Source organism: Corynebacterium efficiens YS-314 (assembly GCF_000011305.1).
In the GTDB taxonomy this organism is placed as follows: domain Bacteria; phylum Actinomycetota; class Actinomycetes; order Mycobacteriales; family Mycobacteriaceae; genus Corynebacterium; species Corynebacterium efficiens.
On the sequence record NC_004369.1, the window covers coordinates 1,805,288 to 1,829,877 of the forward strand.

General features: G+C 64.6%; 21 protein-coding genes. 2 read left to right on the forward strand and 19 right to left on the reverse strand.

Annotated elements, in window-relative coordinates; translation table 11 throughout:
- Window positions 1-4 precede the first annotated feature (4 nt).
- The 7 genes from CE_RS08535 to def are packed head-to-tail and all read right to left on the reverse strand — an operon-like array spanning window position 5 to window position 6,551.
- Complete coding sequence (locus tag CE_RS08535; protein ID WP_049783617.1) at window positions 5-1,306, reverse strand: bifunctional 3,4-dihydroxy-2-butanone-4-phosphate synthase/GTP cyclohydrolase II; 1,302 nt, start codon at window positions 1,304-1,306, stop codon at window positions 5-7.
- 5 nt (window positions 1,307-1,311) lie between these two features.
- Window positions 1,312-1,929, reverse strand: a complete 618-nt coding sequence (locus tag CE_RS08540) for a riboflavin synthase (RefSeq protein WP_006770538.1) — start codon at window positions 1,927-1,929, stop codon at window positions 1,312-1,314.
- A complete protein-coding gene (gene ribD / locus CE_RS08545) occupies window positions 1,930-2,916 on the reverse strand; it encodes a bifunctional diaminohydroxyphosphoribosylaminopyrimidine deaminase/5-amino-6-(5-phosphoribosylamino)uracil reductase RibD (RefSeq protein WP_011075574.1) in 987 nt (328 codons plus the stop codon).
- Between the two features lie 5 nt (window positions 2,917-2,921).
- Entirely contained in the window at window positions 2,922-3,587 is a 666-nt protein-coding gene (gene rpe, locus CE_RS08550) for a ribulose-phosphate 3-epimerase (protein WP_006767717.1), read from the reverse strand.
- Between the two features lie 25 nt (window positions 3,588-3,612).
- Window positions 3,613-5,085 carry an RsmB/NOP family class I SAM-dependent RNA methyltransferase gene (locus CE_RS08555; RefSeq protein ID WP_006767718.1) on the reverse strand — a complete coding sequence of 491 codons (1,473 nt, stop codon included), beginning with the start codon at window positions 5,083-5,085 and terminating at the stop codon, window positions 3,613-3,615.
- Window positions 5,082-6,029: a methionyl-tRNA formyltransferase gene (fmt, locus tag CE_RS08560; protein WP_006767719.1), complete on the reverse strand. Its 948-nt coding sequence runs from the start codon at window positions 6,027-6,029 to the stop codon at window positions 5,082-5,084. The genes CE_RS08555 and fmt overlap by 4 nt, the downstream gene beginning before the upstream one ends.
- Window positions 6,030-6,041: 12 nt before the next feature.
- A complete protein-coding gene (gene def / locus CE_RS08565) occupies window positions 6,042-6,551 on the reverse strand; it encodes a peptide deformylase (protein WP_006767720.1) in 510 nt (169 codons plus the stop codon).
- Between the two features lie 248 nt (window positions 6,552-6,799).
- Here def and CE_RS08570 point away from each other — a divergent pair, with 248 nt between their 5' ends.
- Window positions 6,800-8,059, forward strand: a complete 1,260-nt coding sequence (locus CE_RS08570; RefSeq protein WP_006767721.1) for an HNH endonuclease signature motif containing protein — start codon at window positions 6,800-6,802, stop codon at window positions 8,057-8,059.
- Window positions 8,060-8,080: 21 nt separating this feature from the next.
- Here CE_RS08570 and CE_RS08575 read toward each other — a convergent pair whose 3' ends face one another.
- The 12 genes from CE_RS08575 to pyrR all read right to left on the reverse strand — a co-directional run bounded on the left by CE_RS08575 (window position 8,081) and on the right by pyrR (window position 22,806).
- Window positions 8,081-10,138 (reverse strand): primosomal protein N', encoded by a 2,058-nt coding sequence (locus CE_RS08575; RefSeq protein ID WP_006767722.1) that lies wholly within the window; start codon window positions 10,136-10,138, stop codon window positions 8,081-8,083.
- A gap of 24 nt (window positions 10,139-10,162) precedes the next feature.
- On the reverse strand, window positions 10,163-11,386 hold the full coding sequence (gene metK, locus CE_RS08580; protein WP_011075575.1) for a methionine adenosyltransferase: 1,224 nt from the start codon (window positions 11,384-11,386) through the stop codon (window positions 10,163-10,165).
- A 102-nt stretch (window positions 11,387-11,488) separates the two neighbouring features.
- A complete protein-coding gene (gene coaBC, locus CE_RS08585; protein WP_006767724.1) occupies window positions 11,489-12,763 on the reverse strand; it encodes a bifunctional phosphopantothenoylcysteine decarboxylase/phosphopantothenate--cysteine ligase CoaBC in 1,275 nt (424 codons plus the stop codon).
- Window positions 12,764-12,928: 165 nt separating this feature from the next.
- Window positions 12,929-13,162 (reverse strand): DNA-directed RNA polymerase subunit omega, encoded by a 234-nt coding sequence (gene rpoZ / locus CE_RS08590; RefSeq protein ID WP_225213683.1) that lies wholly within the window; start codon window positions 13,160-13,162, stop codon window positions 12,929-12,931.
- 142 nt (window positions 13,163-13,304) lie between these two features.
- Entirely contained in the window at window positions 13,305-13,877 is a 573-nt protein-coding gene (gene gmk / locus CE_RS08595; RefSeq protein WP_011075578.1) for a guanylate kinase, read from the reverse strand.
- Window positions 13,878-13,883: 6 nt separating this feature from the next.
- Window positions 13,884-14,204 carry an integration host factor, actinobacterial type gene (gene mihF, locus CE_RS08600; protein WP_006767727.1) on the reverse strand — a complete coding sequence of 107 codons (321 nt, stop codon included), beginning with the start codon at window positions 14,202-14,204 and terminating at the stop codon, window positions 13,884-13,886.
- A gap of 205 nt (window positions 14,205-14,409) precedes the next feature.
- Window positions 14,410-15,252 carry an orotidine-5'-phosphate decarboxylase gene (gene pyrF / locus CE_RS08605; protein ID WP_006767728.1) on the reverse strand — a complete coding sequence of 281 codons (843 nt, stop codon included), beginning with the start codon at window positions 15,250-15,252 and terminating at the stop codon, window positions 14,410-14,412.
- Window positions 15,253-15,257: 5 nt separating this feature from the next.
- The gene (gene carB, locus CE_RS08610; RefSeq protein ID WP_006767729.1) at window positions 15,258-18,599 is read right to left on the reverse strand and encodes a carbamoyl-phosphate synthase large subunit; all 3,342 of its coding nucleotides are present in this window, start codon (window positions 18,597-18,599) and stop codon (window positions 15,258-15,260) included.
- A gap of 5 nt (window positions 18,600-18,604) precedes the next feature.
- Window positions 18,605-19,807: a glutamine-hydrolyzing carbamoyl-phosphate synthase small subunit gene (gene carA / locus CE_RS08615; protein WP_006767730.1), complete on the reverse strand. Its 1,203-nt coding sequence runs from the start codon at window positions 19,805-19,807 to the stop codon at window positions 18,605-18,607.
- Window positions 19,808-19,884: 77 nt separating this feature from the next.
- Window positions 19,885-21,237, reverse strand: a complete 1,353-nt coding sequence (locus CE_RS08620; protein WP_006767731.1) for a dihydroorotase — start codon at window positions 21,235-21,237, stop codon at window positions 19,885-19,887.
- Window positions 21,238-21,289: 52 nt separating this feature from the next.
- On the reverse strand, window positions 21,290-22,228 hold the full coding sequence (locus CE_RS08625; protein ID WP_006767732.1) for an aspartate carbamoyltransferase catalytic subunit: 939 nt from the start codon (window positions 22,226-22,228) through the stop codon (window positions 21,290-21,292).
- Complete coding sequence (gene pyrR, locus CE_RS08630; protein WP_006767733.1) at window positions 22,228-22,806, reverse strand: bifunctional pyr operon transcriptional regulator/uracil phosphoribosyltransferase PyrR; 579 nt, start codon at window positions 22,804-22,806, stop codon at window positions 22,228-22,230. The genes CE_RS08625 and pyrR overlap by 1 nt, the downstream gene beginning before the upstream one ends.
- 219 nt (window positions 22,807-23,025) lie before the next feature.
- Here pyrR and CE_RS08635 point away from each other — a divergent pair, with 219 nt between their 5' ends.
- A complete protein-coding gene (locus tag CE_RS08635; protein WP_011075580.1) occupies window positions 23,026-24,549 on the forward strand; it encodes a TIGR01777 family oxidoreductase in 1,524 nt (507 codons plus the stop codon).
- The last annotated feature ends 41 nt before the right edge of the window (window positions 24,550-24,590 follow it).

A 24,590-nucleotide genomic window follows, 5' to 3' on the forward strand; every position in this document is an offset into this window, starting at 1 on the left:
GCTCCTAGGTCGTCTTGTCGGTGTTACCGTGGGCCGCGTCCCATTCATCGATCGCGGGCAGGATGTGCCCCATGCGGTCGCGTTTGGTGCGCAGGTAACGGATATTGTCCTCATGCACCTGAACAGGGATGGGGGTCCGGCCGGCGATGGAGATGCCGTGGCCCTCCAGTCCCATGCGCTTGGTGGGGTTGTTGCTCATCAGGTTGATGGAGCGCACACCCAGGTCGTAGAGGATCTGCGCCCCGGTGCCGAATTCCCGGGCATCCGCCGGCAGTCCGAGGGAAAGGTTGGCATCGACGGTGTCGGCACCCTCATCCTGAAGCTGGTAGGCGCGCAGCTTGGCCAGCAGGCCGATGCCGCGGCCCTCATGTCCGCGCATGTAGACCACCACGCCGCGACCTGCCTCATGGATCATGCGCAGGGATTCGTTGAGCTGCTGCCCGCAGTCACAGCGGCGGGAGCCGAAGACATCACCGGTGAGGCATTCGGAATGGACCCGGACCAGGACGTTCTCCCCACCATCGGAGGATGGGTCACCCTCGACGATGGCCATGAGTTCGGTGCCATCCACCTTGGAGCGGTAACCCACCGCGGTGAACTCCCCGATCTCGGTGGGGAGTTTCGTCTCCACGACACGCTCGACGAGGATCTCGTTCTGGCGTCGCCAGGCGATGAGCTGCTCAATGGAGATCAGCTTGAGACCGTGGGTGTCACAGAACCGGCGCAGCTCCGGGAGCCGGGCCATGCCGGTGGGGTCCTCCTCACTGACCACCTCACAGATCACACCGGCGGGGCGCAGACCGGCGGCCCGTGCCAGGTCCACCGCGGCCTCGGTGTGCCCGGCGCGCACGAGGACACCGCCCTCGCGGGCGCGCAGGGGCACCACGTGTCCGGGCCGGGTGAAGTCGGTGCGGTCGGAGTTGGGGTCGGCGAGCAGCCGGATGGTGTGCGCACGGTCGGTTGCGGAGATACCGGTGGATCCGGTGTTGGCGTCCACGGTCACGGTGTAGGCGGTGCCGCGGGCATCCTGGTTGTGCGCGGTCATCGGCGGCAGGTCCAGGCGGTCCGCGTCCTCTGAGGTCATCGGCGTGCAGATATAACCGGAGGAGTAACGGACCATGAAGGCCACCAGCTCCGGGGTGGCGAGTTCGGCGGCGAAGATGATATCGCCTTCGTTCTCCCGGTTCTCATCATCGACAACAACCACCGCCCGGCCGGCGGCGATCTCGGCGATGGCTTCCTCCACTGTGTCCAGCTGGATGTTCTGTGCGGCGTTCTCAGTCACGGCGTTCTCGGTCACAGTCATCAACCTTAGTTCTCCCCTGTGGTGACAGATGCGCCAGGGCCTGTCATCATGCGTTCGACGTACTTGGCGATCACATCCACCTCGATGTTGACCACATCGCCTACCTGCAGGTGACCGTGGGTGGTCTCGCGCAGGGTGGTGGGGATGAGGGACACCTCGAACCAGTCCTCCCCCAGGGAGGACACGGTCAGGGAGGTGCCGTTGAGGGCGATGGATCCCTTCTCCACGACGTAGCGCGCCAGGTCGGCGGGCAGGGCGAAACGCAGCACATCCCAGTTCTCGGAACTCTCCCGGGACAGCAGCGTGGTGGTGCCGTCGACATGGCCCTGCATGATGTGCCCGCCGAGGCGGCCGTTGGCGGCCATGGCGCGTTCCAGGTTGACCGGGCTGCCCACGGTCAGCGAACCCAGCGAACTGCGGTCGAGGGTTTCCTGCATGCAGTCGGCGGTGAAGTGTCCCTCCTCAAAGGTGGCGACAGTCAGGCACACACCGTTGACTGAGATGGAGTCCCCGAGGTTGACGTCCTCCAGCACCCGGGTGGCGGCGATGGTGAGCCGGACGGAGTCGCCCAGGTTCTCCACGCCGGAGACGGAGCCGAGCTCCTCAACAATGCCAGTGAACATCTAGTGGTCCTTTCGAGTCATGTCAATCAGCACATCATCGCCGAGGCGGTGCACGGCGGTGGTGGTAAAACGTGTGATGTCGGAGATGGTGGTCCCGCCATCCCAGCTGAGCACGGATCGGCCCGCACCCAGGATCGCGGGGGCCACATAGGCCCGGATCGCATCGATGAGGCCCGCGCGCAGCATAGCGCCGGCCAGGGTGGGTCCGCCCTCCAGAAGGACATCCCGGCATCCTGATTCCCACAGCGCTGCCAGGGCCTCGTCTATTCCGGGGTACTGCTCGAACCCCAGGCGGTCCAGGTTGGATCCGGCGGGAACGGGTCGCCGTCCGATGACCACGCGACGTGGCTGGTGGTCATACAACCCGGCTGGTCCCCGGGCGGTCAGGGAGGGGTTGTCGGTCAGCGCGGTGCCGGTGCCGACGATGATGGCGTCGCGCCGGGTACGGTCGGCGTGCACATGGGCCCGGGCGGTCTCACCGGTGATCCACTGGCTGGTGCCGTCGGTGGCGGCGGCGAAACCGTCGAGGGTGCCGGCGAATTTGAGGGTGATGTGTGGTCGGCCGAGCTTCGTGGCCCGCAGCCACGGGCTGAGCGTGGGAACGGGGAGACCCAGAAGATGCGTGTCGACGCCCGCCTGCCTCAGGTGGTCGGCCCCTCCGGCGGCCTGCGGGAAGGGATCGGGGTTGGCGTAGAAGACCCTGGCTATCCCGGCGTCGATAAGCGCCTGCGAGCAGGGGCCGGTGCGCCCGGTGTGGTTGCACGGTTCGAGGGTGACCACCGCGGTGCCGCCCCGGGCACGCGGGCCCGCGGCGGCCAGCGCCATGACCTCGGCGTGGGCTCCACCGGGTGGTTGCGTGGCACCGATGCCGGCGAGCTCACCGTCGGCATCCAGGATGACGGCACCGACCGGCGGGTTCGGGCTGGTGGTACCGACGACCTCCTCGGATGCCTCGATGGCCAGCTGGAGGGCCTCCTCGGGACTCATGTGGTCTACTTCGAGGCCAGTGCGCGGAGTTCCTGCACAGCGGCGTTCGGCTCATCGGCGCCGAATACCGCGGAACCGGCGACGTAGGCATCCACACCCGCCTCGGCGGCCTGTTCGATGGTCGTGGCGGAGATGCCACCGTCGATCTCGATGATGATGTCCAGTCCGCGCTCGTCGATGACGCGGCGCAGGGTGCGGACCTTGTCCAGCTGATCCGGCATGAAGCTCTGGCCACCGAAGCCGGGTTCCACGCTCATGACGATGACCTCGTCGAAGTGCTCGAGGTCATCCAGGTAGTCCTCGATCGGGGTGCCCGGACGCAGGGAGAACCCGGCGCGCACGCCCTTGGAACGGATGTGCTGGGCCAGTTCCACGTGCTTGTCGGTGGCCTCGACGTGGAAAATGACACACGCCGCGCCGGCGTCGATGTAGTGATCGACCCACTTCTCGGGGTTCTCGATCATGAGGTGGACATCCAGGGGTTTGTCCGTGACACGGTGAACGGCCCTGGTCACGTCATAACCGAAACTTAAGTTGGGGACGAAGTGGCCGTCCATGATGTCGACGTGGATCCAGTCGGCGTCGGGAACCGCTGCGATCTCCTCGCCGAGGCGGGCGTAATCGGCGGCCAGGATGGATGGGGCGATGATGGGTTTGCGCTGTTGAGCCATACCTTCAGATCATAGCCCCACCGCTTCACCGCTTCCGCAGGATGGCCACGAACATGGCGTCCGTGCCGTGGCGGTGTGGCCACATCTGCACGGATTTCCCCTCACCGGTGTTGTCCATGCCGGGCATGAACGCGGCGGCGTCCAGTTCCTCGATGGGCAGGGCGGCCAGGGCACGGTCCACCACCTCTCGGGTCTCCCGCAGGTCCGGGGAGCAGGTGGAGTAGACCACGACACCGCCGGGACGTACCCGGTTGATGGCGGATTCCAGCAGTTCGTACTGCAGGGTGTTCAGGGGTGCGATATCGGATTCCTGCTTGCGCCAGCGGGCCTCCGGGCGACGACGCAGGGCACCGAGTCCGGAACAGGGGGCATCCACCAGCGCGCGGTCATAACCGTCGTCGAGGTTGATGGTGCGGCCGTCGCCGACATGCACCTTCACGGGCAGACCACTCACGGAGCGTTCCACCAGTTTCGCCCGGTGGTCGGAGACCTCGACGGCGTCCACGCGGGCACCGTCCATGCGTGCCAGCGCACCCACCAGGGCGGCCTTGCCACCCGGTCCGGCACATAAGTCAAGCCAACGCCCATGATCTTCGCCCTCCACCGGGGCCTCCACCAGAGCGCGGGCGATGAGCTGGGACCCCTCGTCCTGCACGGCCGCCAGACCCTGCTGCACGGGGTCGATGTCTCCCGGATCCCCACCCTCGAGGTAGACGGCATACGGGGAGTACCTCCCCTCCTCACCGCCGGTGATCAGGGCGAGTTCCTCCGCGCTGATCTCGCCGGGGCGTGCCACCAGGTGGACCACGGGGCGCTCGGAGTCGGCGGCCAGGGCATCCTCCAGTTCCTCGGCCGGCAGCAGACGGGAGAAGCTCTGCGCAATCCACTCCGGGTGGGCGGTGCGGAACGCCACGCGCGCGATCTCACCCTCCGGTTCGAGCTTGTCCAACCACTGCTCCGCCGGGGTGCGCGTGATGGTGCGCATGACCGCATTGGCGAATCCGGTGGCGTTGAATTTCTTGAGCCCACCGACCATCTTCACGGTGGTATCCACGGCTGCGTGATCCTCCACGCGGGTGAACAGCACCTGATAGGCGCCGATGCGCAGCACATCGAGCACCTCCGGGTCGATGTCCTTCACCGGCCGGTTGGCCGCCGAGGAGATCACGGCATCCAGCAGCCCCAGATTGCGCAGGGTGCCGTAGGTGATCTCGGTGGCGAACCCGGCGTCCCGGGTGTCCAGCTTCTGCTTGGTCAGCAGACGGGGCAGCACCAGGTTGGCGTAGGCATCGCCGGTGCGCACCCGGTCGAGCACCTCGTAGGCGATCTCCCGGGGCTTGTCGACGCCCAGTGCCCGCACCTCCCGGACCTCTGCACGGGGGTTGCGGCCGGATCTGGATCCGGCCTTCTTCTGCTGCTGGCCCCTGGACACACTCTTCGGTGTGCTCTTGGCTTTGGGCGTACGGGAGCGGAAGCCCCCGGATTTCTCCAGGCTCATTCGAAACTCGCTTCCTGATCGAGATGGACACCACGGGCCCAGTCTGCTGCATTCATCATCTTCTTCCCCGGGGGCTGGATCTGCCCCAGGGCCACCGGGGTGCTCCCGGTTCCCACATACACCGCGTCCCTGGTCGCGTGGAGCGCGCCGGGGTTAAGCGTTGGTACGTCCGGGAGGTCGGTCACGGTGACGAGGGGGCCGACCTTGAGGCGGGCGTCGTCAAGCATCGTCCAGGCGCCCGGCCCCGGGGTGTGGGCGCGGATGTGGCGGTCGATCACCTCGGCGGGGACGGTCCAGTCGATGCGGGCGTCCACCGTGGTGATCTTGGGCGCGTAGGTCGCCTCACCGGTCTGCTCACGGGGGCTGATCGTGCCCGCCTCCAGGCCGGTCATGGTGTCGACCAGCAGGTCAGCGCCGGCGTACGCCAGGCGGGTGAGCAGGTCATCGGCAGTATCGGTGGGCTGGATCGTCTCCTCGAGCGTGGACAGGATCACGCCGGTGTCCAGGCCCTCGTCGATGCGGAAACAGGTGGCTCCGGTGAGCTGGTCACCTGCACGGATCGCAGCCTGGACTGGTGCGGCCCCACGCCAGGCAGGCAGCAGGGAGAAGTGGAGATTCACCCAGCCGTGCGGGGCGACATCGAGGAGATCCCGGGTGATGAGCTGGCCGAAGGCGACCACCGGGAGGCAGTCGGGCTGCAACTCCGCGAGGCGCTGCCGGACCAGCCGGCCATCCCCGGTATCCGCCTTGAGGCTGGTGGGCTTGATCACCTCAATACCGTGGGCCTGTGCCAACTCGGCGACCGCCGAGGGGTGCAGTGTGCGACCGCGGCCGCGGCGGGCATCCGGCTGGGTGAGAACGGCGACCACCTCATGCTCGGAATCAATCAGTTTCTGGAGCGCGACAACCGCCGGTTCCGGGGTGCCTGCGAACACTAGACGCATGGTGGGAGTCCTTTACTTGTTGAACCAGTCGGAGGCACGGATGACACCCATCGCGGCCTTGCGTTCGGCCGGGTCGAGGCGCTTGAGGAAGAGCACCCCGTCGAGGTGATCGGTCTCATGCTGGATGCAGCGCGACAGCAGGCCGGAGGCCACCAGACCGATGGGATTGCCGTCCCTGTCCTGCCCGGACAGCTTGACGGTTTCATACCGGGTGGTCTCAGCCGAGACATCCGGGATGGACAGACATCCCTCCTTGCCGGTCTGGGTCTCCTCCCCGATCGGCTCCCACACCGGGTTGACCACATGACCGCGCAGGCCACCATCCACATGACTGCAGTCGAAGACGAAGACGCGGCGCAGCACGCCGACCTGGTTGGCGGCCAGGCCAACGCCGCCGGCATCCTCCATGGTATCGAACATGTCGTCGATGAGTGTGGCCAGGGACTCGTCAAAGTCAACGACCTCGTCTGCCCTGCTGGTCAATACCGGATCGCCGAAGATTCTGACGTCACGAACGGTCATGGTTGAGATGGTTCTCCTTATAAGAGGTGGGGTGCGGGATTCGCCCGGGCCACTGTCGCAGGGATCACCGGGAGATGTTCCACCATCCTATCGCCCGGACCGGACACTTCCCCACCCCGCCCGGTGGGAGTTGAGGGTGCGGCTGCCTGGCAAGGTGAGAGTTTTCGAAATCATGTTCGAATAGTGTTCGAATAAGGGGCTCGGCGTCCCGACCGTGACCTAGGGTGGAATAGAACAAATGATCTAACATGGTCACCGCAGGGGGTACCACCATGACCACCGTCACCACCGACACGACACCGTACTACTACACCGTCAACAACCCCACCGACCCCATGGCCGTCCACATGACCACCATCCGCCAGACGGACTACCTGGCCTGGGAACAGATCCTCCCCGATGAGGACGCCGACTTCGAACACACCGTGGCCACACTGTCCATCTCCACCGGCCTGACCCGCAACCGCGTCACCCAGATCATCCTGGCCCTCTACCAACTCCGGGACCTACCCGGCCTCCATGCCCTCCAGCATGACCTGTTCCACCTCGACACCCAACGCCTGATTGCCATCTGCAACGCCCTGTTCGGTCTCAACCCCGACCACCTGGCCACAGTCGATGACCATCTCACCGACTACCTCACCCCGACCACACCCAATCAGGTCCTGCCCTCCGCCCGGGCCATCTCCAACAAGATCGCGGCCATCCGGGACATGCTCGATGATCCCCGGGCGACCAACACCACCCCGGGCACCAAGGAGGTCCACATCTCGCCCAACCCCGATGGCACCACCGATCTCCAGGCCACCCTCGACCCGGTTGATGCCACACTCATCGACGACGCCATCCGTAACCACGCCAACGCCACCGGGAAGACCGCCGCCGAGGCCCTCGTGGACCTCATCCTCGGCAAGGCCACCGTCACGGTGGATCTGCATCTCTACACCGCCTCCGATCTCGCCGATGCCCCGGTGTGGGCCGGTGGGATCGGCTGGCTTGATTCCTGCACCGGGGAGAAATGGACCGCCCGGGCCACCCGGACCCATGACATGGACAAAGCCAGGGATAAACACCTCAACGGTCATGATCCGTGTCATGCCCTCAAGGCTGCGGTGAAGGGACGCGACGGAACCTGCCGGTTCCCGGGATGCACCGCCAAGGCGATCAACTGCGACTGCGATCACCGCGTCAACCACGAGGATGGCGGTGGTACCTGCGTGCACAACCTGTGCAGCCTGTGCCGACACCACCACAACGACAAGACCAACGGCCGGATCACCTACTTCATGGACCCGATCACCGGGATCGTCATCTGGCTCCTTGCTGATGGCACCTGGGCGGTGACCGTCCCGGAGGGGCCATTGACACCGACGGGGGCGAGATGGGCGCAGACGGTCTCACAGTACCGCACCAAACACCGTCAGCGCTGGGCGGCGGCTGCGAAAGCGGAAGCCACCGAAGAGACGACCCAGACGACAGGAGGCCAGGATGATGAACCACCGTTCTAGTCCCCAGGCTGGACAAGAGCATTACCCGATGTGGATCGGGTCCATCTGCACACGCAGCGGCAGGTCATTCTTGCGGGCCGCCCGCGCCACCTGTGCCGAGCGCAGTGCCCTGCCCAGTTCGGAGCGTGGCCCCAGCGGGGTCCGGATGAGCATGCGCTGCGGGGGCCCGAAACGCGCCTCATCATATTCACCGGGTAGCGTGACCCCCGGGGGAAGATCCACCGGCCCGAGCACCTCGGCATGGGCGGGCAGTTCCACCAGTTCCACGAAACTGTCGAGCGCCGCGGCGGCACCGTCGATGGCCGCCATGTGGACAGCTGGCGGGAACCTGACCTCCCGGCGCGAGGCGAGCTCGGAGGCGGCTGCCCCCACCATGTCCCACCGGATCAGGGACTGCACCACCGCGAGGGAGGGATCCGCCACCACCACGACATGACCGCCGTGGATATGGGAATGCACCAGTGTGGCCGCCGCCGCCCACTTCTGCAGGGTGTCCTCCGTCGCGCGGAGATCCTGCCTGCCCATCAGGGCCCAGGTGTCCAGCAGCAGGCAGGCACCATAGGCCCCACGGGAAGTGTCCCCGCTGTAGCAGTCCACACCCGTGTGCACCGCCGGTTCCGCACCGGGTGTGGACACCACGATGCAGGCCCGGTAGTCGATGTGGTCGACCACGCGGTTTCCACCCGAGGTGATGATACGGGTGGAGGGGAAGGCACGCCCGAGTTCCTCCGCGGTACGTTCCGCACCCAACACCACCGCACGCAGCTTCGGTGACCCACACGCCTGGCAACGGAAACGGGTGTCGGGGCGACCACACCAGCGGCAGGTGGGCACAGCGGCCTGGTGCTGATCCGACTGGGGCAGGCCGACGGGGCCGTTACAGTGGCGGCACCGCGCGGGGGTCCGGCAGTTCCCGCAGGCCAGGGTGGGCACATAACCCTTGCGGGGAACCTGGATGAGGACCGGTTCATTGCGGCTGAGGGTATCCCGGACGGCCCGGAACGCCAGGCCCGGGAGACGGGCGGAACGGGCCAACGGATCACGTTCGAGTTCGAAATCGGAGTCGCCGACGGCCTGGATCCGGGGCATGCGGGTGCGGATGGTCTCCCGCGGTGCGACCAGGTCATGTGCCCACCCGGCTTCCACCAGCAGCTGGGTTTCCGCGGTGCGGGTGTGCCCACCGATGATCAGCGAACTCCCCTCCAGCGCGGAACGGGTGGTTAAAACCTCACGGGCGTGGACATACGGGGCGCGCGGATCCACCAGGTTGTCATCACCATCGCCCAGGATCACCGTGAGTTTGAGATCCGCGACCGGGGCGAACGCGGCGCTACGTGTTCCGACCACGAGACGGCCCTGCCCGCTGAGCACCGACAGGAACCGGCGGTACCGGGCCTGTGGCCCGAGCCCCGAGTTGAGCACCGTCACCTGTTTCGCGGCGACGAGGGCGCGCAGTGCCGCCTCAAGCTTGTCGACGTCCCGCTGATCCGGCACCACGATCAGGGCACCGCCACCGTCCTTGACCACCTTGACCGCCAGTGAGGCCACCGCAAGAGCCCAGTCATCACCGGGGGCGATCTGCCAGGCCGCGCGGGCCGTGGTCCCGGCGAGCACGGCGTCGACGAAGGACTGCCCGTACTGATAGGCGGACCAGGAGGACAGATCGGGTTCCGTCACCGCACCCAGGTCATGCCAGGGGGTGGAGATGTCTGAGTCCTCAGCGCCGGCGTGGCGGGTGGGGATGGCGGAGCGGATGAGATCGGACCGGACCCCACCGTATCTGTCGGTGAGGGATTCGATGAGGCGGGCGGTCTGTTCCGGGTAGACCACCACCGGTGAGATCACCCGGTCGAGCCAGGCCAGTTCGCCTGCGTGATCGGTATGACCGGTGCGGTCGATGAGGATGGCGTCGACAAGCCTGCCGCCGAAGCGGATGCGCACCCGCACGCCGGGTCGGGCGTCCTCATGCTGGTCGGCGGAGATCCGGTAGTCGAACAGCCGGTCCAGGTGTGGCAGGCCCAGAAGAGGCAGAACCCGCGCCACCGGTACTTCTGGAGCGGGGACGCGGGGATTGGCCATGGTTCGAAGATACTATAGTGGCCTCTACTTCAGGCCGAGCGCCTCACGGAGTCGACCGGTGCGGTTGGTGGCCTCCCAGGGCAGATCCAGGTCGGTGCGACCGAAGTGACCATAGGCCGCGGTCTGGGCATAGATCGGACGCAGCAGGTCCAGTTCACGGATGATGGCAGCCGGGCGCAGATCGAACACCTGGCTGACCGCTGCCTGGATCTGCTCATCGGTCAGACCCTCCCGGGCGGTGTCGAAGGTCTCCACGTACAGCCCCACCGGCTTGGCGCGGCCGATGGCGTAGGCGACCTGGACCTCCGCCCGGTCGGCGAGGCCTGCAGCCACGATGTTCTTGGCCACCCAGCGCATGGCGTAGGCGGCGGAACGGTCCACCTTTGAGGGGTCCTTGCCGGAGAAGGCTCCACCACCGTGGCGGGCCATGCCGCCATAGGTGTCCACGATGATCTTGCGGCCGGTCAGACCGGCATCACCCATGGGGCCGCCCAGGATGAAGGACCCCGACGGGTTGATTAGAACGGTGATCTCCCCGGTGGCCAGGTGCTCGAGACCGGCGTCCCGGATCACCCAGTCGATGACGTGTTCACGCAGCTGTACCTCCAGCCAGGCGCTGTCGACCTCCGGATCGTGCTGGGTGGAGATGACCACGGTGTCCAGGTGGGAGGGGTTGTCATCGGCATCGTAGGCGAAGGTGACCTGGGTCTTGCCGTCGGGACGCAGGTGCGGGACGATGCCCTCCTTGCGGACCTGGGTCAACCGGCGTGCCAGACGGTGTGCCACGGCGATCGGCAGGGGCATGAACTCCGGGGTCTCATTGGTGGCATAACCGAACATCAGGCCCTGGTCACCCGCACCGGCGCGGTCATCCTCCTCGAAGTGGCCGTCGCCCCGGGCCTCCTGGGAGGTGTCCACGCCATCGGCGATCTCCTGGGACTGCTCACCGATGGAGACGGAGACACCGCAGGTGCGGCCGTCGAAACCGACATCGGAGGAGGTGAAGCCGATCTCGATGAGTTTCCGGCGCACCAGCTGTGGGATCTCCACATAGCCACTGGTCCGGACCTCGCCCACCACATGGACGATACCGGTGGTGACCACGGTCTCGACGGCGACACGGGACAGGGGGTCCGCGGTCAGCAGGGCATCGAGGATGGTGTCTGAGATCGCATCGCAGATCTTGTCCGGGTGTCCTTCCGTCACTGACTCACTGGTGAACAAACGAACTGCGGTTGGCTGGGACACTGAAACCCTTCTTTCAGGAGATGAACACTGTGGTTCGTGGAAATGCTCTCCCTAATGTAGACCAAGCTGTCTAATTTTTGCAATTGCAGTGGTCTGTTAGTTTCAGCGTTCCACTGCCACAGCGGCATCCAGGATGCGCGCGGCCACCTCCAACTTGGTGCCTTGGGGAACCTCGGTCACACCACCGTCCGCGGTCAGGATCCACCCCTCGTTCCGCGTCTGCCCGAAGACTTTCCCATGCCCGACCTCATTACACATCAGCAGGTCACAGCCCTTGCGCTCAAGTTTGGCGCGCGCGTAATCCAACGCACTGGTCTCTGCATCACCGGTCTCGGCGGCGAACCCGACGATCACGGGATCAGAGGCGAGCTCACCTTCTTCCCTGCGACGGACCGTGGTTTTCAGAATGTCCAGGTTCTCCACCAGGTGCACGGTGGTCAACGCCCCCTCATCAGCGCCCTTCTTCAGTTTGGAATCAGCCTGGGTATCCGGGCGGAAATCCGCCACGGCGGCCGCCATGATGATGATGTCGGACTCCCCTGCCCGTTCCTGCACCTCAGTGAACATATCCCCGGTGGAGGTGACGTCCACGATCTCCGCCCCCGCCGGGGTCGGCAGTTCCACCGTATTGCCGGCGATGATGGTCACCCGTGCACCCCGCTGGGCAGCCACCTCCCCGAGCGCGTACCCCTGCCTGCCGGAGGAGCTGTTGCCGATATAGCGCACCGGGTCGATATGCTCCTGGGTGCCACCGGCGGTGATGAGAACCCGTTTACCCGCCAGATCCTGGTTGAAGGTGACCCCACCGGCGGCTGCATTCGCGATCTCCACGATCTGTTCCGGATCCGGCAGACGTCCCGGACCGGTGTCCTTTCCGGTCAAACGGCCATGGGCGGGTTCGATGACGGTGATATTCCGTTCCCGAAGGGTGGCAACATTGGCCACGGTGGCCGGGTTGAACCACATCTCCGTGTGCATGGCCGGGGCGAGAACCACCGGGCAGGTGGCCACCAGCACAGTGGCAGTCAACAGATCATCCGCACGGCCCATCGCGAGACGGGCCATCAGGTCAGCCGTGGCGGGGGCGATGACAATCAGATCGGCCTCCTGGCCGACACGGACGTGCTGCACCTGATCCACATCGTCGAACACCGTGGTGGAGACGGGATTACCAGACAATGCCTCGAAGGTCGCCCTACCGACGAAACTCAGGGCGGCCTCGGTGGGGACCACCCGGACATCATCCCCCGCCTCCTTGAAGGCGCGGATGATGTGACAGGCCTTGTAGGCTGCGATGCCACCGGCGACACCGACGACCACCCGGCGTGTCGACTCGGGGATTGACTGGACCTGTTCACTCACACGCTGCTGCGTCATGCCTGTTGTTTTCCTTCGGCTGGCTGGGGATTGGTTTTCTTCCCACACTCTAGCCGGAAGCATGATCCGGGCATGCTTAAAACACCCAGTGACCACCTCATCATGATGGTGGGCTGGGTGTTGAAAGTGTTGTGAAGTTATGGGCTCAAAGCGCCGGTGAGGGCTCTAGCCTTCCTCGTGGTCGAGGAGGCCGACATTGATCTCACGCAGAGCGATGGACAGTGGCTTCTCACCCGGCTGCGGGGTAACGAGGGGTCCGATGAACTCGAAGACACCTTCATCCGCCTGCTGGTAGTAGCTGTTGATCTGTCGTGCACGCTTGGCGGCGAAGATCACGAGGGCGTACTTTGAGGTGACCTTGTCCAGCAGTTCATCGATCGGAGGGGCGGTGATGCCCATTGGCGGATCGAAGACGGCCTTGGTGGCGTTGGTCTCGTTGCTCACGTTGGTCACTGACACCTTTTCAAAAGATTGTAGACAGTAGTGTAAGAGCGGGAAGGATGCTCAATCGGTAAAGCATACCCCACCGCTCTGTTTTTGGCTAAGTGCCGAGGAGAACAGCCTTGATGGCCGAGACGGCCGTATCCACATCATCATTGATGATGACGTGCTTGAACTCACTCTGTGCTGCCAATTCCTCGCGTGCGGTTTCCAGCCTGCGATTGATGACGTCCTGACTTTCAGTCCCCCGACCGGTCAACCTCTCAACCAGGACCTCCCAGGAGGGTGGTGCCAGGAAGATGGTTTCAGCCTCGGGTATCAGACGGGCGATATTGCGGGCCCCGACGAGGTCAACCTCGACGAGAACAGGGCGCCCCTCCTCACGAGCCTGTCGAACAGGCTCGGCGGGAGTGCCCGACCGCTGCAGACCGCCGTGGATATCCGCCCATTCGAGCATCTCCCCACGGTCGATCTTTTCCTGGAACTCCTGTGCGGTGACATAGAAATAATCTCTGCCATCCACCTCACCCGGACGGGGATCACGGGTGGTCATGGACACACTGAAGTACAGGTTGGGAACGTCACTACGGAGGCGATCCACCACAGTCGACTTTCCGACTGCCGAGGGGCCCGCCAGAATCACGAGCCTTCCGTGTGGTTTATCGCCGGACACCAGGAATTAGTCCTCGAATCCGAAACGCTCGAGGAGCGCACGACGCTGACGGTCACCGAGACCGCGGAGACGACGGGTCTGGGCGATACCCAGCTCATCCATGATCTCCTTGGCCTTGACCTTACCGACCTTCGGAAGAGCCTCGAGCAGTGCGGAGACCTTGGTCTTACCGATGATCTCATCGGTCTCTGCCTTGTCCAGGACCTCCTTGAGGTTGGTGTTGCCGCGCTTCAGGTTCTCCTTGAGCTCGGCGCGTGCCTTGCGTGCCTCGGCTGCCTTGGCAAGTGCCGCCTTGCGCTGCTCGTCGGTCAACTGTGGAAGGGCCACGGGGTTCCTCCGTTTTCGTATGTGATCTATGTACAGACGGATACTTTTTCATACCCGGGAATCGAAGATACACGAGTGAATACCACACGTGTCACCCTGCGATTTTGGATTAGTCTAGCACTACTTCAACAAACACAAAGGTGGCAAGGCCCTTGTTTGACAAACCTGCAGGTCACAGACTCTCAAACAAGGGCCCTGTCCCAGCCTATGACCTGGGGAAACCCGGAAACTCGGCGGCGGTTTCCGACACCGCGACCCGCAGATTTCCCACATCCGGCCCCTGCGCCAACACGGCCCGGGACACGTTCGGGAACGCCAGGTGGGCCATGTCCCCGGCGATGGTTCCCACGTCTTGCGCCGTGCCGCCCTGGGTCCCGACACCGGGCATGAGGATGGCTCCATTCAACCCGGACAGCGCCGGTGGATCGGTCAGGGTTGCCCCGACCACCACACCGATATTGCCGGCCCGGTGCTGCGCCAGGTGGGGTGCATTGAGCGCGGCAGCCTCATTGACGATCTGCTGGGAGATACTCACCCCAGAGGCATCGGTCTGATCCTGGAGCACACGTGCCTCCGGGTTCGAGGTGGCGGCGAGGACGAATACTCCCCTGCCGTGTTCCTCCGCCAGGTCGAAGACCGGCTGGAGTGAACCGAAACCGAGATACGGTGAGACCGTCACGGCATCACTGGACAGCGGTGAACCGGGATCCAGCCAGGCCGTGGCATAACCGGCCATGGTGGATCCGATATCCCCGCGCTTGGCGTCCGAGACCACCAGACACCCCCGTTCACGCAGGGTACCGATGGTCTCCTCCAGAACCGCAAACCCACGTGAACCGAAGCGCTCATAGAACGCCACCTGGGGTTTGACCAGTGCGACGGTGTCGGCGAACGCCTCCACACAGATGCGGGAGAACTCCGCCAGTCCCGTCGCATCGACCGGGAGCCCCCAGGCCCGCAGGAGGCTCTCATGGGGATCGATACCCACACATAGCCGGCCACGGGTGGACGCGGCGTCGAGGAGATTTTCTCCGAACGTCTGCGTCAAGACACTCAGGCCTTCACCGCGTGGTCGAGTTCCTGCAGCGCACGGACGGTGAGCTCACCGCGTCGCAGGGCCTCAATACCCTGCACCGCCGCAGTGACACCCTGCACGGTGGTCACCAGCGGGACACCGACGGTGACGGCGGAACCACGGATCTCGTAGCCGTCGTGGCGGGCACCCGCGGAACCGGCCGGGGTGTTGAGGATGAGGTCGACCTCGCCGTCGCGGATGCGGTCCACGATGGAGCGGCCCTCGACCCCCTCGCGCACGTCCGAGCTCTTGAGCACGACCTCACAGTCGATGCCGTTGCGACGGAGCATACCGGCGGTGCCCTCGGTGGCCAGGATGTTGAAGCCCATGGAATCCAGTCGCTGGATGGCCAGGATGACACTGCGCTTGTCGCGGTTGGCCACGGAGACGAACACGGTGCCCTCGGTGGGCAGGGTGCCAAAAGCCCCTGTCTCGGCCTTGGCGTAGGCTGCACCGAAGTTGTCGGCTAGACCCATGACCTCACCGGTGGACTTCATCTCCGGGGAGAGCAGGGTGTCCAGGCTACGGCCATCGGGGCGACGGAAACGGTTGAACGGCAGGACCGCCTCCTTCACTGCGATCGGTGCGTCGAGCGGCAGGGAGCCACCGTCGTACCCGGTCGGGATCATGCCCTCGGCGCGCAGGTCGGCGATGGTGGCACCCACGGCGATGCGGGATGCTGCCTTGGCCAGGTGGACGCCGGTGGCCTTGGAGACGAACGGCGCGGTGCGGGAGGCACGCGGGTTGGCCTCGATGACGTAGAGGATGTCATCCTTCAGGGCGTACTGCACGTTCATCAGGCCCTTCACGCCGATGCCCAGGGCGAGAGCCCGGGTGGACTGCCGGACCTTCTCGATGTCCTGGGCACCCAGGGTCATCGGAGGCAGTGCACAGGCGGAGTCACCGGAGTGCACGCCCGCCTCCTCGATGTGCTCCATGACACCGGCGAGGTAGACCTCCTCACCATCGCAGAGCGCGTCGACATCGATCTCGATGGCGTTGTCCAGGAAGCGGTCAACCAGCACCGGATGCTCGGTGGACAGCTCGGTGGCGCGCTGGATGTAGTCCTCGAGAGAGGCCTCGTCGTAGACGATCTCCATGCCTCGGCCGCCGAGCACGTAGGACGGGCGGACCAGGACCGGGTAACCGATCTCATTGGCCACGGCGCGGGCCTGCTCGAAGGAGTGCGCGGTGCCGAATGCCGGGGCCGGCAGCTGGGCGCGGCCCAGCAGGTCACCGAACTCACCACGGTCCTCGGCCATGTTGATGGCCTCCGGGGAGGTACCGATGATCGGGACACCGGCGGCCTTCAGTCGCTCCGCCAGGCCCAGCGGGGTCTGGCCACCGAGCTGGACGATGACACCGGCGACGGTGCCGGACTCGGACTCCGCGTGGTAGACCTCCATGACATCCTCGAAGGTCAGGGGCTCGAAGTAGAGACGGTCGGCGGTGTCGTAGTCGGTGGAGACGGTCTCCGGGTTGCAGTTGACCATGACGGTCTCATAACCCACGCGGGACAGTTCCAGGGCCGCGTGCACACAGGAGTAGTCGAATTCGATGCCCTGGCCGATGCGGTTCGGGCCGGAGCCCAGGATCAGGACCTTTTCGCGCTCGGTCTGCGGGGCGACCTCGGATTCCGCGGCCGGATCCAGCTCGTAGGCCGAGTAGTGGTACGGGGTCTTGGCCTCGAACTCGGCGGCGCAGGTGTCCACGGTCTTGAATACCGGGCGGATACCCAGGGAGTGACGCAGGCGGCGCACCCCGTCCTCACCGGCGAGTTCCGGACGCACAGCGGCGATCTGGAGGTCAGACAGGCCCATGAACTTGGCCTCACGCAGGAGTGCCTCGTCCAGGACGGGTGCGTCCTCCAGCTTCTCGCGGAAGTCCACGAGTGCCTTCAGCTCCGCCAGGAACCACGGGTCGATGGAGGAGGCGTCGTAAAGCTCCTCGATGGTGGCGCCGAGCCGCATGGCGAGCTCGACATCGTAGAGACGGCCCTCGGTCGGGCGGCGCAGATCCTCCAGGACGGCCTGGAGATCGGTGGCGCGCTCACCGGCGAAGTACTCATCCGGCTTGGTCCAGAAACCGAGTTGCTTGGTCTCCAGGGAGCGCAGGGCCTTGTTCAGGGCCGCGATGTAGTTACGGCCCAGGCTCATGACCTCACCGACGGACTTCATGGTGGTGGTCAGGGTGTCATCGGCGCCGGGGAACTTCTCGAAGGCAAAGCGTGGGGCCTTGACCACCACATAGTCGAGGGTCGGTTCGAAGGCCGCCGGGGTGACACCGGTGATGTCGTTGGTGACCTCATCCAGGGTGTAGCCGATGGCCAGCTTCGCGGCCAGCTTCGCGATCGGGAAACCGGTGGCCTTGGAGGCCAGCGCGGAGGAGCGGGACACACGCGGGTTCATCTCGATGGTGATGATGCGACCATCCTCAGGGTTGACCGCGAACTGGATGTTACAGCCACCGGTGTCCACGCCGACCTCACGGATGATCGCGATGCCCTGATCACGCATGATCTGGTACTCACGGTCGGTCAGGGTCATGGCGGGGGCCACGGTGACGGAATCACCGGTGTGGACACCGAGGGCATCGACGTTCTCGATGGAGCAGATGACCACCACATTGTCATCGCCGTCGCGCATGAGCTCCAGCTCGTATTCCTTCCAGCCGAGGATGGACTCCTCGATCAGGACATTGGCCTCCGGGGAGGCGGCGAGGCCACCGCCGGCGATGCGGTCGAGGTCCTCCATGGTGTAGGCCAGACCGGAACCCAGACCACCCATGGTGAAGGAGGGGCGCACGACGACCGGGAGACCGAGCTCCTCGACGGTGGCGTAGACCTCATCCATGTTGTGGCAGACGGCGGAGCGTGCTGATTCACCACCGATGGTGGCGACGATGTCCTTGAATTTCTGGCGGTCCTCACCACGCTCGATGGCGTCGATGTCGGCACCGATGAGCTCGACGTTGTACTTCTCCAGGATGCCGAGGCGGTCCAGCTGGATGGCAGCGTTAAGGGCGGTTTGTCCGCCGAGGGTTGCCAGGACGGTGTCGATCGGGTGGCCCTGTTCGATCTCCTTCTGGAAGATCTTCTCGATGTACTCGGGCTCGATCGGCTCGACGTAGGTGTGGTCCGCCATCTCGGGGTCGGTCATGATGGTGGCCGGGTTGGAGTTGATGAGGGTGACGCGCAGGCCCTCCTCCTTGAGCACACGGCAGGCCTGTGTGCCGGAGTAGTCGAATTCAGCGGCCTGTCCGATGACGATGGGGCCGGATCCGATGACCAGGACGTGGTTGATATCTGAGCGCTTGGGCATGGTTCTTACGCCTCTTCCTTCTGGTTCTCGGAGTCTTCATCCATCAGTGCGACGAACTGGTCGAACAGTGGGCTTGCATCGTTGGGGCCTGCGGCGGCCTCCGGGTGGTACTGGACGGAATAGGCGCGACCCGACTTCAGGGCGACACCCTCGACGACTCCGTCATTGAGACAGGTGTGGGTGACCACGGCGGTGCCGAAATCGGTCTCGAACTCCTGGCCGGCCTCACCCTTGAGGGCGAAACCATGGTTCTGGGCGGTGATGTCGATCTTGCCGGTGATGTGGTTCTTGACCGGTACATTGATGCCACGGTGACCGAACTTCAGCTTGTAGGTCTCCATGCCGAAGGCGCGGCCGAGGATCTGGTTGCCGAAGCAGATACCGAAGAACGGGATATCGGCGGCGAGGACCTCACGGACGATGTTGACCATGATGTCAGCGGCCGCCGGGTCACCGGGGCCGTTGGAGATGAACACACCGGAGGGGTTGTACTGCTTGATCTCCTCGAAGGGGGTCTCCGCGGGCACGATCACGGTGCGCACGCCGCGGGCGGCGAAGCGGCGTGGGGTGTTCTGCTTGATGCCCAGGTCATAGGCGACCACGGTGTGACGGGCTTCGCCCTCAGCCTCGATGACATAGGGCTTATCGACGGAGACCTCGACGGCGAGGTTGGCGCCGACCATCGACGGCTGGGACTTCACGATCTCCACGAGCTCCTCGATGGGACGCTCGGCATCCGCGCCGGAGAAGATACCGGCCGGGACTGCACCCTCATTGCGGATGTGGCGTACCAGCGCGCGGGTGTCGATGCCGCCGATGCCCACCACACCCTGCTTGGCCATCTCCTCCTGGAGGGTGGTGGTGGCGCGCCAGTTGGAGACACGGACGGCGAGGTCGCGGATGACCAGACCGGCCACCCAGATCGATCCGTCGTGGGACTCATTGTCCTCCTCGTTCCACCCGGTGTTGCCGATCTGCGGTGCGGTGGCAACCACGATCTGGCGGTGGTAGGACGGGTCGGTCATGGTCTCCTGGTAACCGGTCATGGCTGTGGTGAAGACAGCCTCGCCCAGGGTGGTGCCGATGGCTCCGAAGCCGAAGCCCTTGAAGGTACGGCCGTCTGCCAGCACCAGGTAGGCAGGGACGGAACCGATGTTGGTCACGCCCTGGCGGGAATCGGTGCTGTTCGCATTGGTTTCATTACTCACGGTGACAGCGTCGCCTTTCGTAGGTTCGCCCGTTGAGCGGGCGGGGTGAGATTACTCGAACTGTAGTTTATTCACTCTTATGCATTATATGCAATCGTGGCGTTCCCGTTCTCACAGGTGACGTGGCCACGCAGGATGGTATGGGAGACCTTCGCCCCGAATTCCATGCCCTCATATGGGGTGTTGGAGGCCTTGGACGCGAACTCCTCGCCCCGGGCGGTCCAGGTCCGACCCGGATCCACGATGGTGAGGTTGGCTGGCTCCCCCACTGCAATCGGACGACCGTGTCCCGGCAGGCGGGTGATCTCCGCGGGACGCTCACTCATGACCTTCGCCACGAAGCGCCAGTCGGCGAGCCCGGAGGCCACGAAGGTGTCCGCGATGATGGACAGTGAGGTCTCCAGGCCGAGCATGCCGGGCTTGGCGTTTTCAAACTCGCAGCACTTGTCCTCGGAACCGTGGGGGGCGTGATCGGTGGCCACGACATCGATCGTGCCGTCGAGAAGCGCCTCCCGCAGGGCGAGGGTGTCGCGTTCCTCCCGCAGGGGTGGGTTGACGCGGTTGACACCGTCATAGGTCTTGAGGCGCTCATCGGTGAGGATGAGGTGGTGCGGGGTCACCTCTGCGGTGATCGGGATGCCCTGGCCCTTGGCCCAGCGCAGCAGCTCGATGGTGCCCTCGGTGGAGGCATGGCAGATGTGGACCCGGTTGCCATAGTCGCGGGCGAGAATGGCGTCACGCACCACGATGGACTCCTCGGCCACACGGGGCCAGCCACGGAGCCCGAGGCGGGCTGCGTTCTCGCCCTCATGGGCGCTGGCACCCTCGGTCATACGGTGGTCCTCGCAGTGCTGGGCGATGAGCACATCCATACCCTTGGCGTACTCCAGGGCACGGCGCATCACCTGCGGGTCATCGACGCACTTGCCGTCATCGGAGAACATGCGCACACGTGCCTCGGAACGTGCCATCATGCCGAACTCGGTGAGCTCCCTGCCCTCCAACCCCTTGGTGATGGAACCGACGGGGTGCACATCACACAGGCCGACGTTCTGGCCCTTGAACCAGACCCCCTCGGCGATCAGTGGCTGATCCATCACCGGGGTGGTGTTGGCCATGGTGAACACCGCGGTGAACCCGCCCTTGGCGGCGGCAGCCGAACCGGTGGCGATGGTCTCGGTATCCTCACGGCCGGGTTCGCGCAAGTGGACGTGCATATCGACGAAACCCGGCAGCAGCACTCCCCCGCCACCGTCAATCGTGTGGTCGTACTCCCCGGAGGTGGGGGCATCGAGGGAGTCAATCACACCGTCCCGGATGAGGACATTGGTCGGCTCACCCTCGCCGTAGACGCGGACATCGGTGATCAACAGGGTGCCCGGTGCAGCCGGCGCGAGCGCACCGGTCTCGGGATAATCATGAACAGTCATGTCGGAAGATTCCTTAAACAGCGGCCGGTGTCACCGGCCGTGGTGACAATCGTTAGATGGTGGCGTCTGAACCTGCGACGAGTGCGAACAGCACAGCCATGCGCACATGAACACCATTGCTTACCTGCTGCAGGACAGCAGTACGTGGGGCATCCGCCACACCGAAGTTGATCTCCATGCCACGCAGCATCGGGCCGGGGTGCATGATGATCGCGGAGTCCTTCAGGCTGGCCTCACGGGCCTTGCTCATCCCGTAGAGGGTGGCGTACTCGCGGTGCGAGGGGAAGAATCCACCCTGCATGCGTTCCTGCTGGACACGCAGCATCATCACGGCGTCCGCATCCCTGATCTCAGCGTCCATGTCGTAGCTGGTACGCACCGGCCAGTTCTCCACGCCGTACGGCAGGAGGGTCGGTGGTGCCACCAGGATGACCTCCGCACCCAGGGTGGACAGCAGATCCACATTGGAGCGCACCACCCGGGAATGCAGGATGTCACCGACGATGACGATCTTGCGTCCCTCGATGCCGCCGAGCCTCTGACGGAGGGTCAGGGCGTCGAGAAGCGCCTGGGTGGGGTGCTGGTGGGAGCCGTCGCCGGCGTTGATCACACTGGGGCCCACCCCGCCGGGGGCGACGTAGCCGGCCAGCTGCTGGGCCGCGCCTGACGACGGGTGACGCATGATGATGGCATCCGCTCCGATGGCGGACAGGGTCAGGCCCGTATCCTTGAGTGATTCACCCTTCTTCACACTGGAGGAGGAGGCGGAGATGTTGATGACATCCGCACTCATCCATTTACCTGCGGTTTCGAAGGACGAACGGGTGCGTGTGGAGTTCTCGTAGAAGAGGGTGAAGATCGTCCGCCCACGCAGGGTGGGCAGCTTCTTCACCTCTCGTCCCTCGAGCACCTCCTTGAAGCGGTCAGCCTCGTCGAGGAGGCTGATGATCTCATCGCGGGACAGATCCGCAATTGAGAGGAGGTGCTTCATCAATTATCCCCTTCGCCCTCTTCACGGGTGAGGGTGACGGCGTCACGGCCGTCGATCTCCCGGAGCATCACGGTGACATCCTCAGCACGTGCGGTGGGCAGGTTCTTGCCCACATAATCGGCACGGATGGGCAGCTGGCGGTGTCCACGGTCAACGAGGACAGCGAGCTGGATGTAGTTGGGACGACCCAGGTCACGCAGCGCATCAAGTGCGGCGCGGACGGTGCGTCCGGAGAACAACACATCATCAACCAGGACAACGGTGGTCTTGTCTATGCCACCAGAGGGGATGGATGTGGGCTGAAGTGCACGGTGTGGCTTATTCCTGAGATCATCACGGTAGAGGGTGATGTCAATGGCGCCGGTATCCACACGGACGCCCGAGAATTCTTCAATCTTGGCTGCCAGGCGTTCCGCCAGGGGAACACCACCTGAGGGGATTCCCAACAGCATGACACGATCCGCTCCCTCAGAATCAAGAGCGGTCTTTTCAATAATCTGGTGCGCGATGCGCGCGACGGTACGGCTGACGTCGTTCTCCCCCAGGAGTTCGACCACAGTATTCCTACGTTCGCTCATCGTGACCTCCTTCCCCGCCTCTCTGTGCGGTCCGTTAAAGGATGTCCAATTTCTGGTCCGTCATGACACCCTTGTTGTTTCAGCTGACTATGCTGTTAAAGAGTGTCTCTCCGACGTCTGAGATGTTACCCCATAAACACGCGGAGAGTAACATGAGGACACCAGTAGACACCCGGTTGCCCCACCCGGGAATCATTCCGCCGACTTGGAGAAGCCCCTGTGAGTCTGACCACCAGTCATTTTATTCCTTTTCCACGTGAAGAGGTCTGGGATTGGCACACGCGTAAGGGTGCCGTGACCAGACTCTCCCCTCCTTTCGTCCCCTTCACCCCCATCCAGCAGGCCGAACGCCTGTCAGATGGAACCACCATCTTCAGCCTCCCGGCAGGCCTGAAGTGGGTGGCCCGGCATGATCTGTCGGGGTATCTCAACGGCAGTCGCTTCACCGATGTCTGCGTCAACGCCCCGGTGAAGGCCCTGGCCAACTGGCGGCATGTGCACAACTTCGTGGATCAGGACGGGGGCACCCTGATCACGGATTCGGTGAGTACCCGTGTCCCTGGCATCGCACTGACGAGCATGTTCGCCTACCGGCAACACCAGCTGCTGGAGGACATGCTGGCCCTGCAGCGCTTCCGGGAGCTCGGCGACGACACCCCGCTGAACATCGCCATGACAGGATCCAGGGGCCTGATCGGCCGGGCCCTGACCGGCCAGTTACAGACCGGTGGTCACACGGTGGTCCAGCTCGTGCGGGGAGAGGCAAAACCGGGGCAGCGCACCTGGGACCCGGAGCACCCGGCGCCCGAGCTTCTCGACGGCATCGACGTGCTCATCCACCTCGCGGGTGAACCCATCTTCGGTCGCTTCAACGACTCCCACAAGGATGCCATCCGGAACTCACGTGTGAAACCGACCCGGAAGCTGGCTGAACTGGTGGCGTCCTCCGAGTCCTGTCACACAATGGTGTCGGCCTCCGCGATCGGTTTCTATGGTCCCGACCGCGGGGATGAGGAACTGAGCGAGCAGTCCCCCACCGGTGGCGGATTCCTCGCCGATGTGGTCCGGGGATGGGAAAAGTCCACCGAACCCGCCTCGCAGGCGGGAAAGCGGGTGGTGATGATCCGCACCGGCGTGGCACTCAGTGGCCGCGGTGGCATGCTGCCTGTTCTCAAAACCCTGTTCTCCACCGGCCTGGGTGGGCAGTTCGGCGACGGCAGCAACTGGTTCAGCTGGATCGCACTCGATGACCTCACCGACATCTTCTACCGCGCTGTGATCGACAGGAATGTCTCCGGCCCCATCAACGCCACCGCACCCAACCCGGTGACCAATGAGGAGATGACCAGGGTACTGGCCTCCCAGCTCCACCGCCCCGCGTTCTTCCAGATCCCCACTATCGGCCCCAAGATCATCCTCGGCCGGCAGGGCGCGGAGGAACTGGCACTGTCGAACCAGAAGGTTCTGCCCACCGCGCTGCAGGAACTCGGCCATGTCTTCCGCTACACCACCATCGATGCCGCCATCGCACACGAACTCGGTGGTGAGGAGCTGGCGGATGCCGCAGCCACCCGTGACCAGGTGGCTCTGGAGGCGAATGAAAAGAAACAGGCACGCCTCTCAGCCAGGGCGGCACGTCGGGCCGCAAAGGTTGAGGAGACAACCCAGGACACCGATGACGCCGAGGTGGAGGAGACGATCCGCACCTCCATCCTCGACTTCAGACGTCGGCGCAACGGCTGATCACCCGGCCGGTAGGGTGGAGGGCTGAAGAAAACATCAAC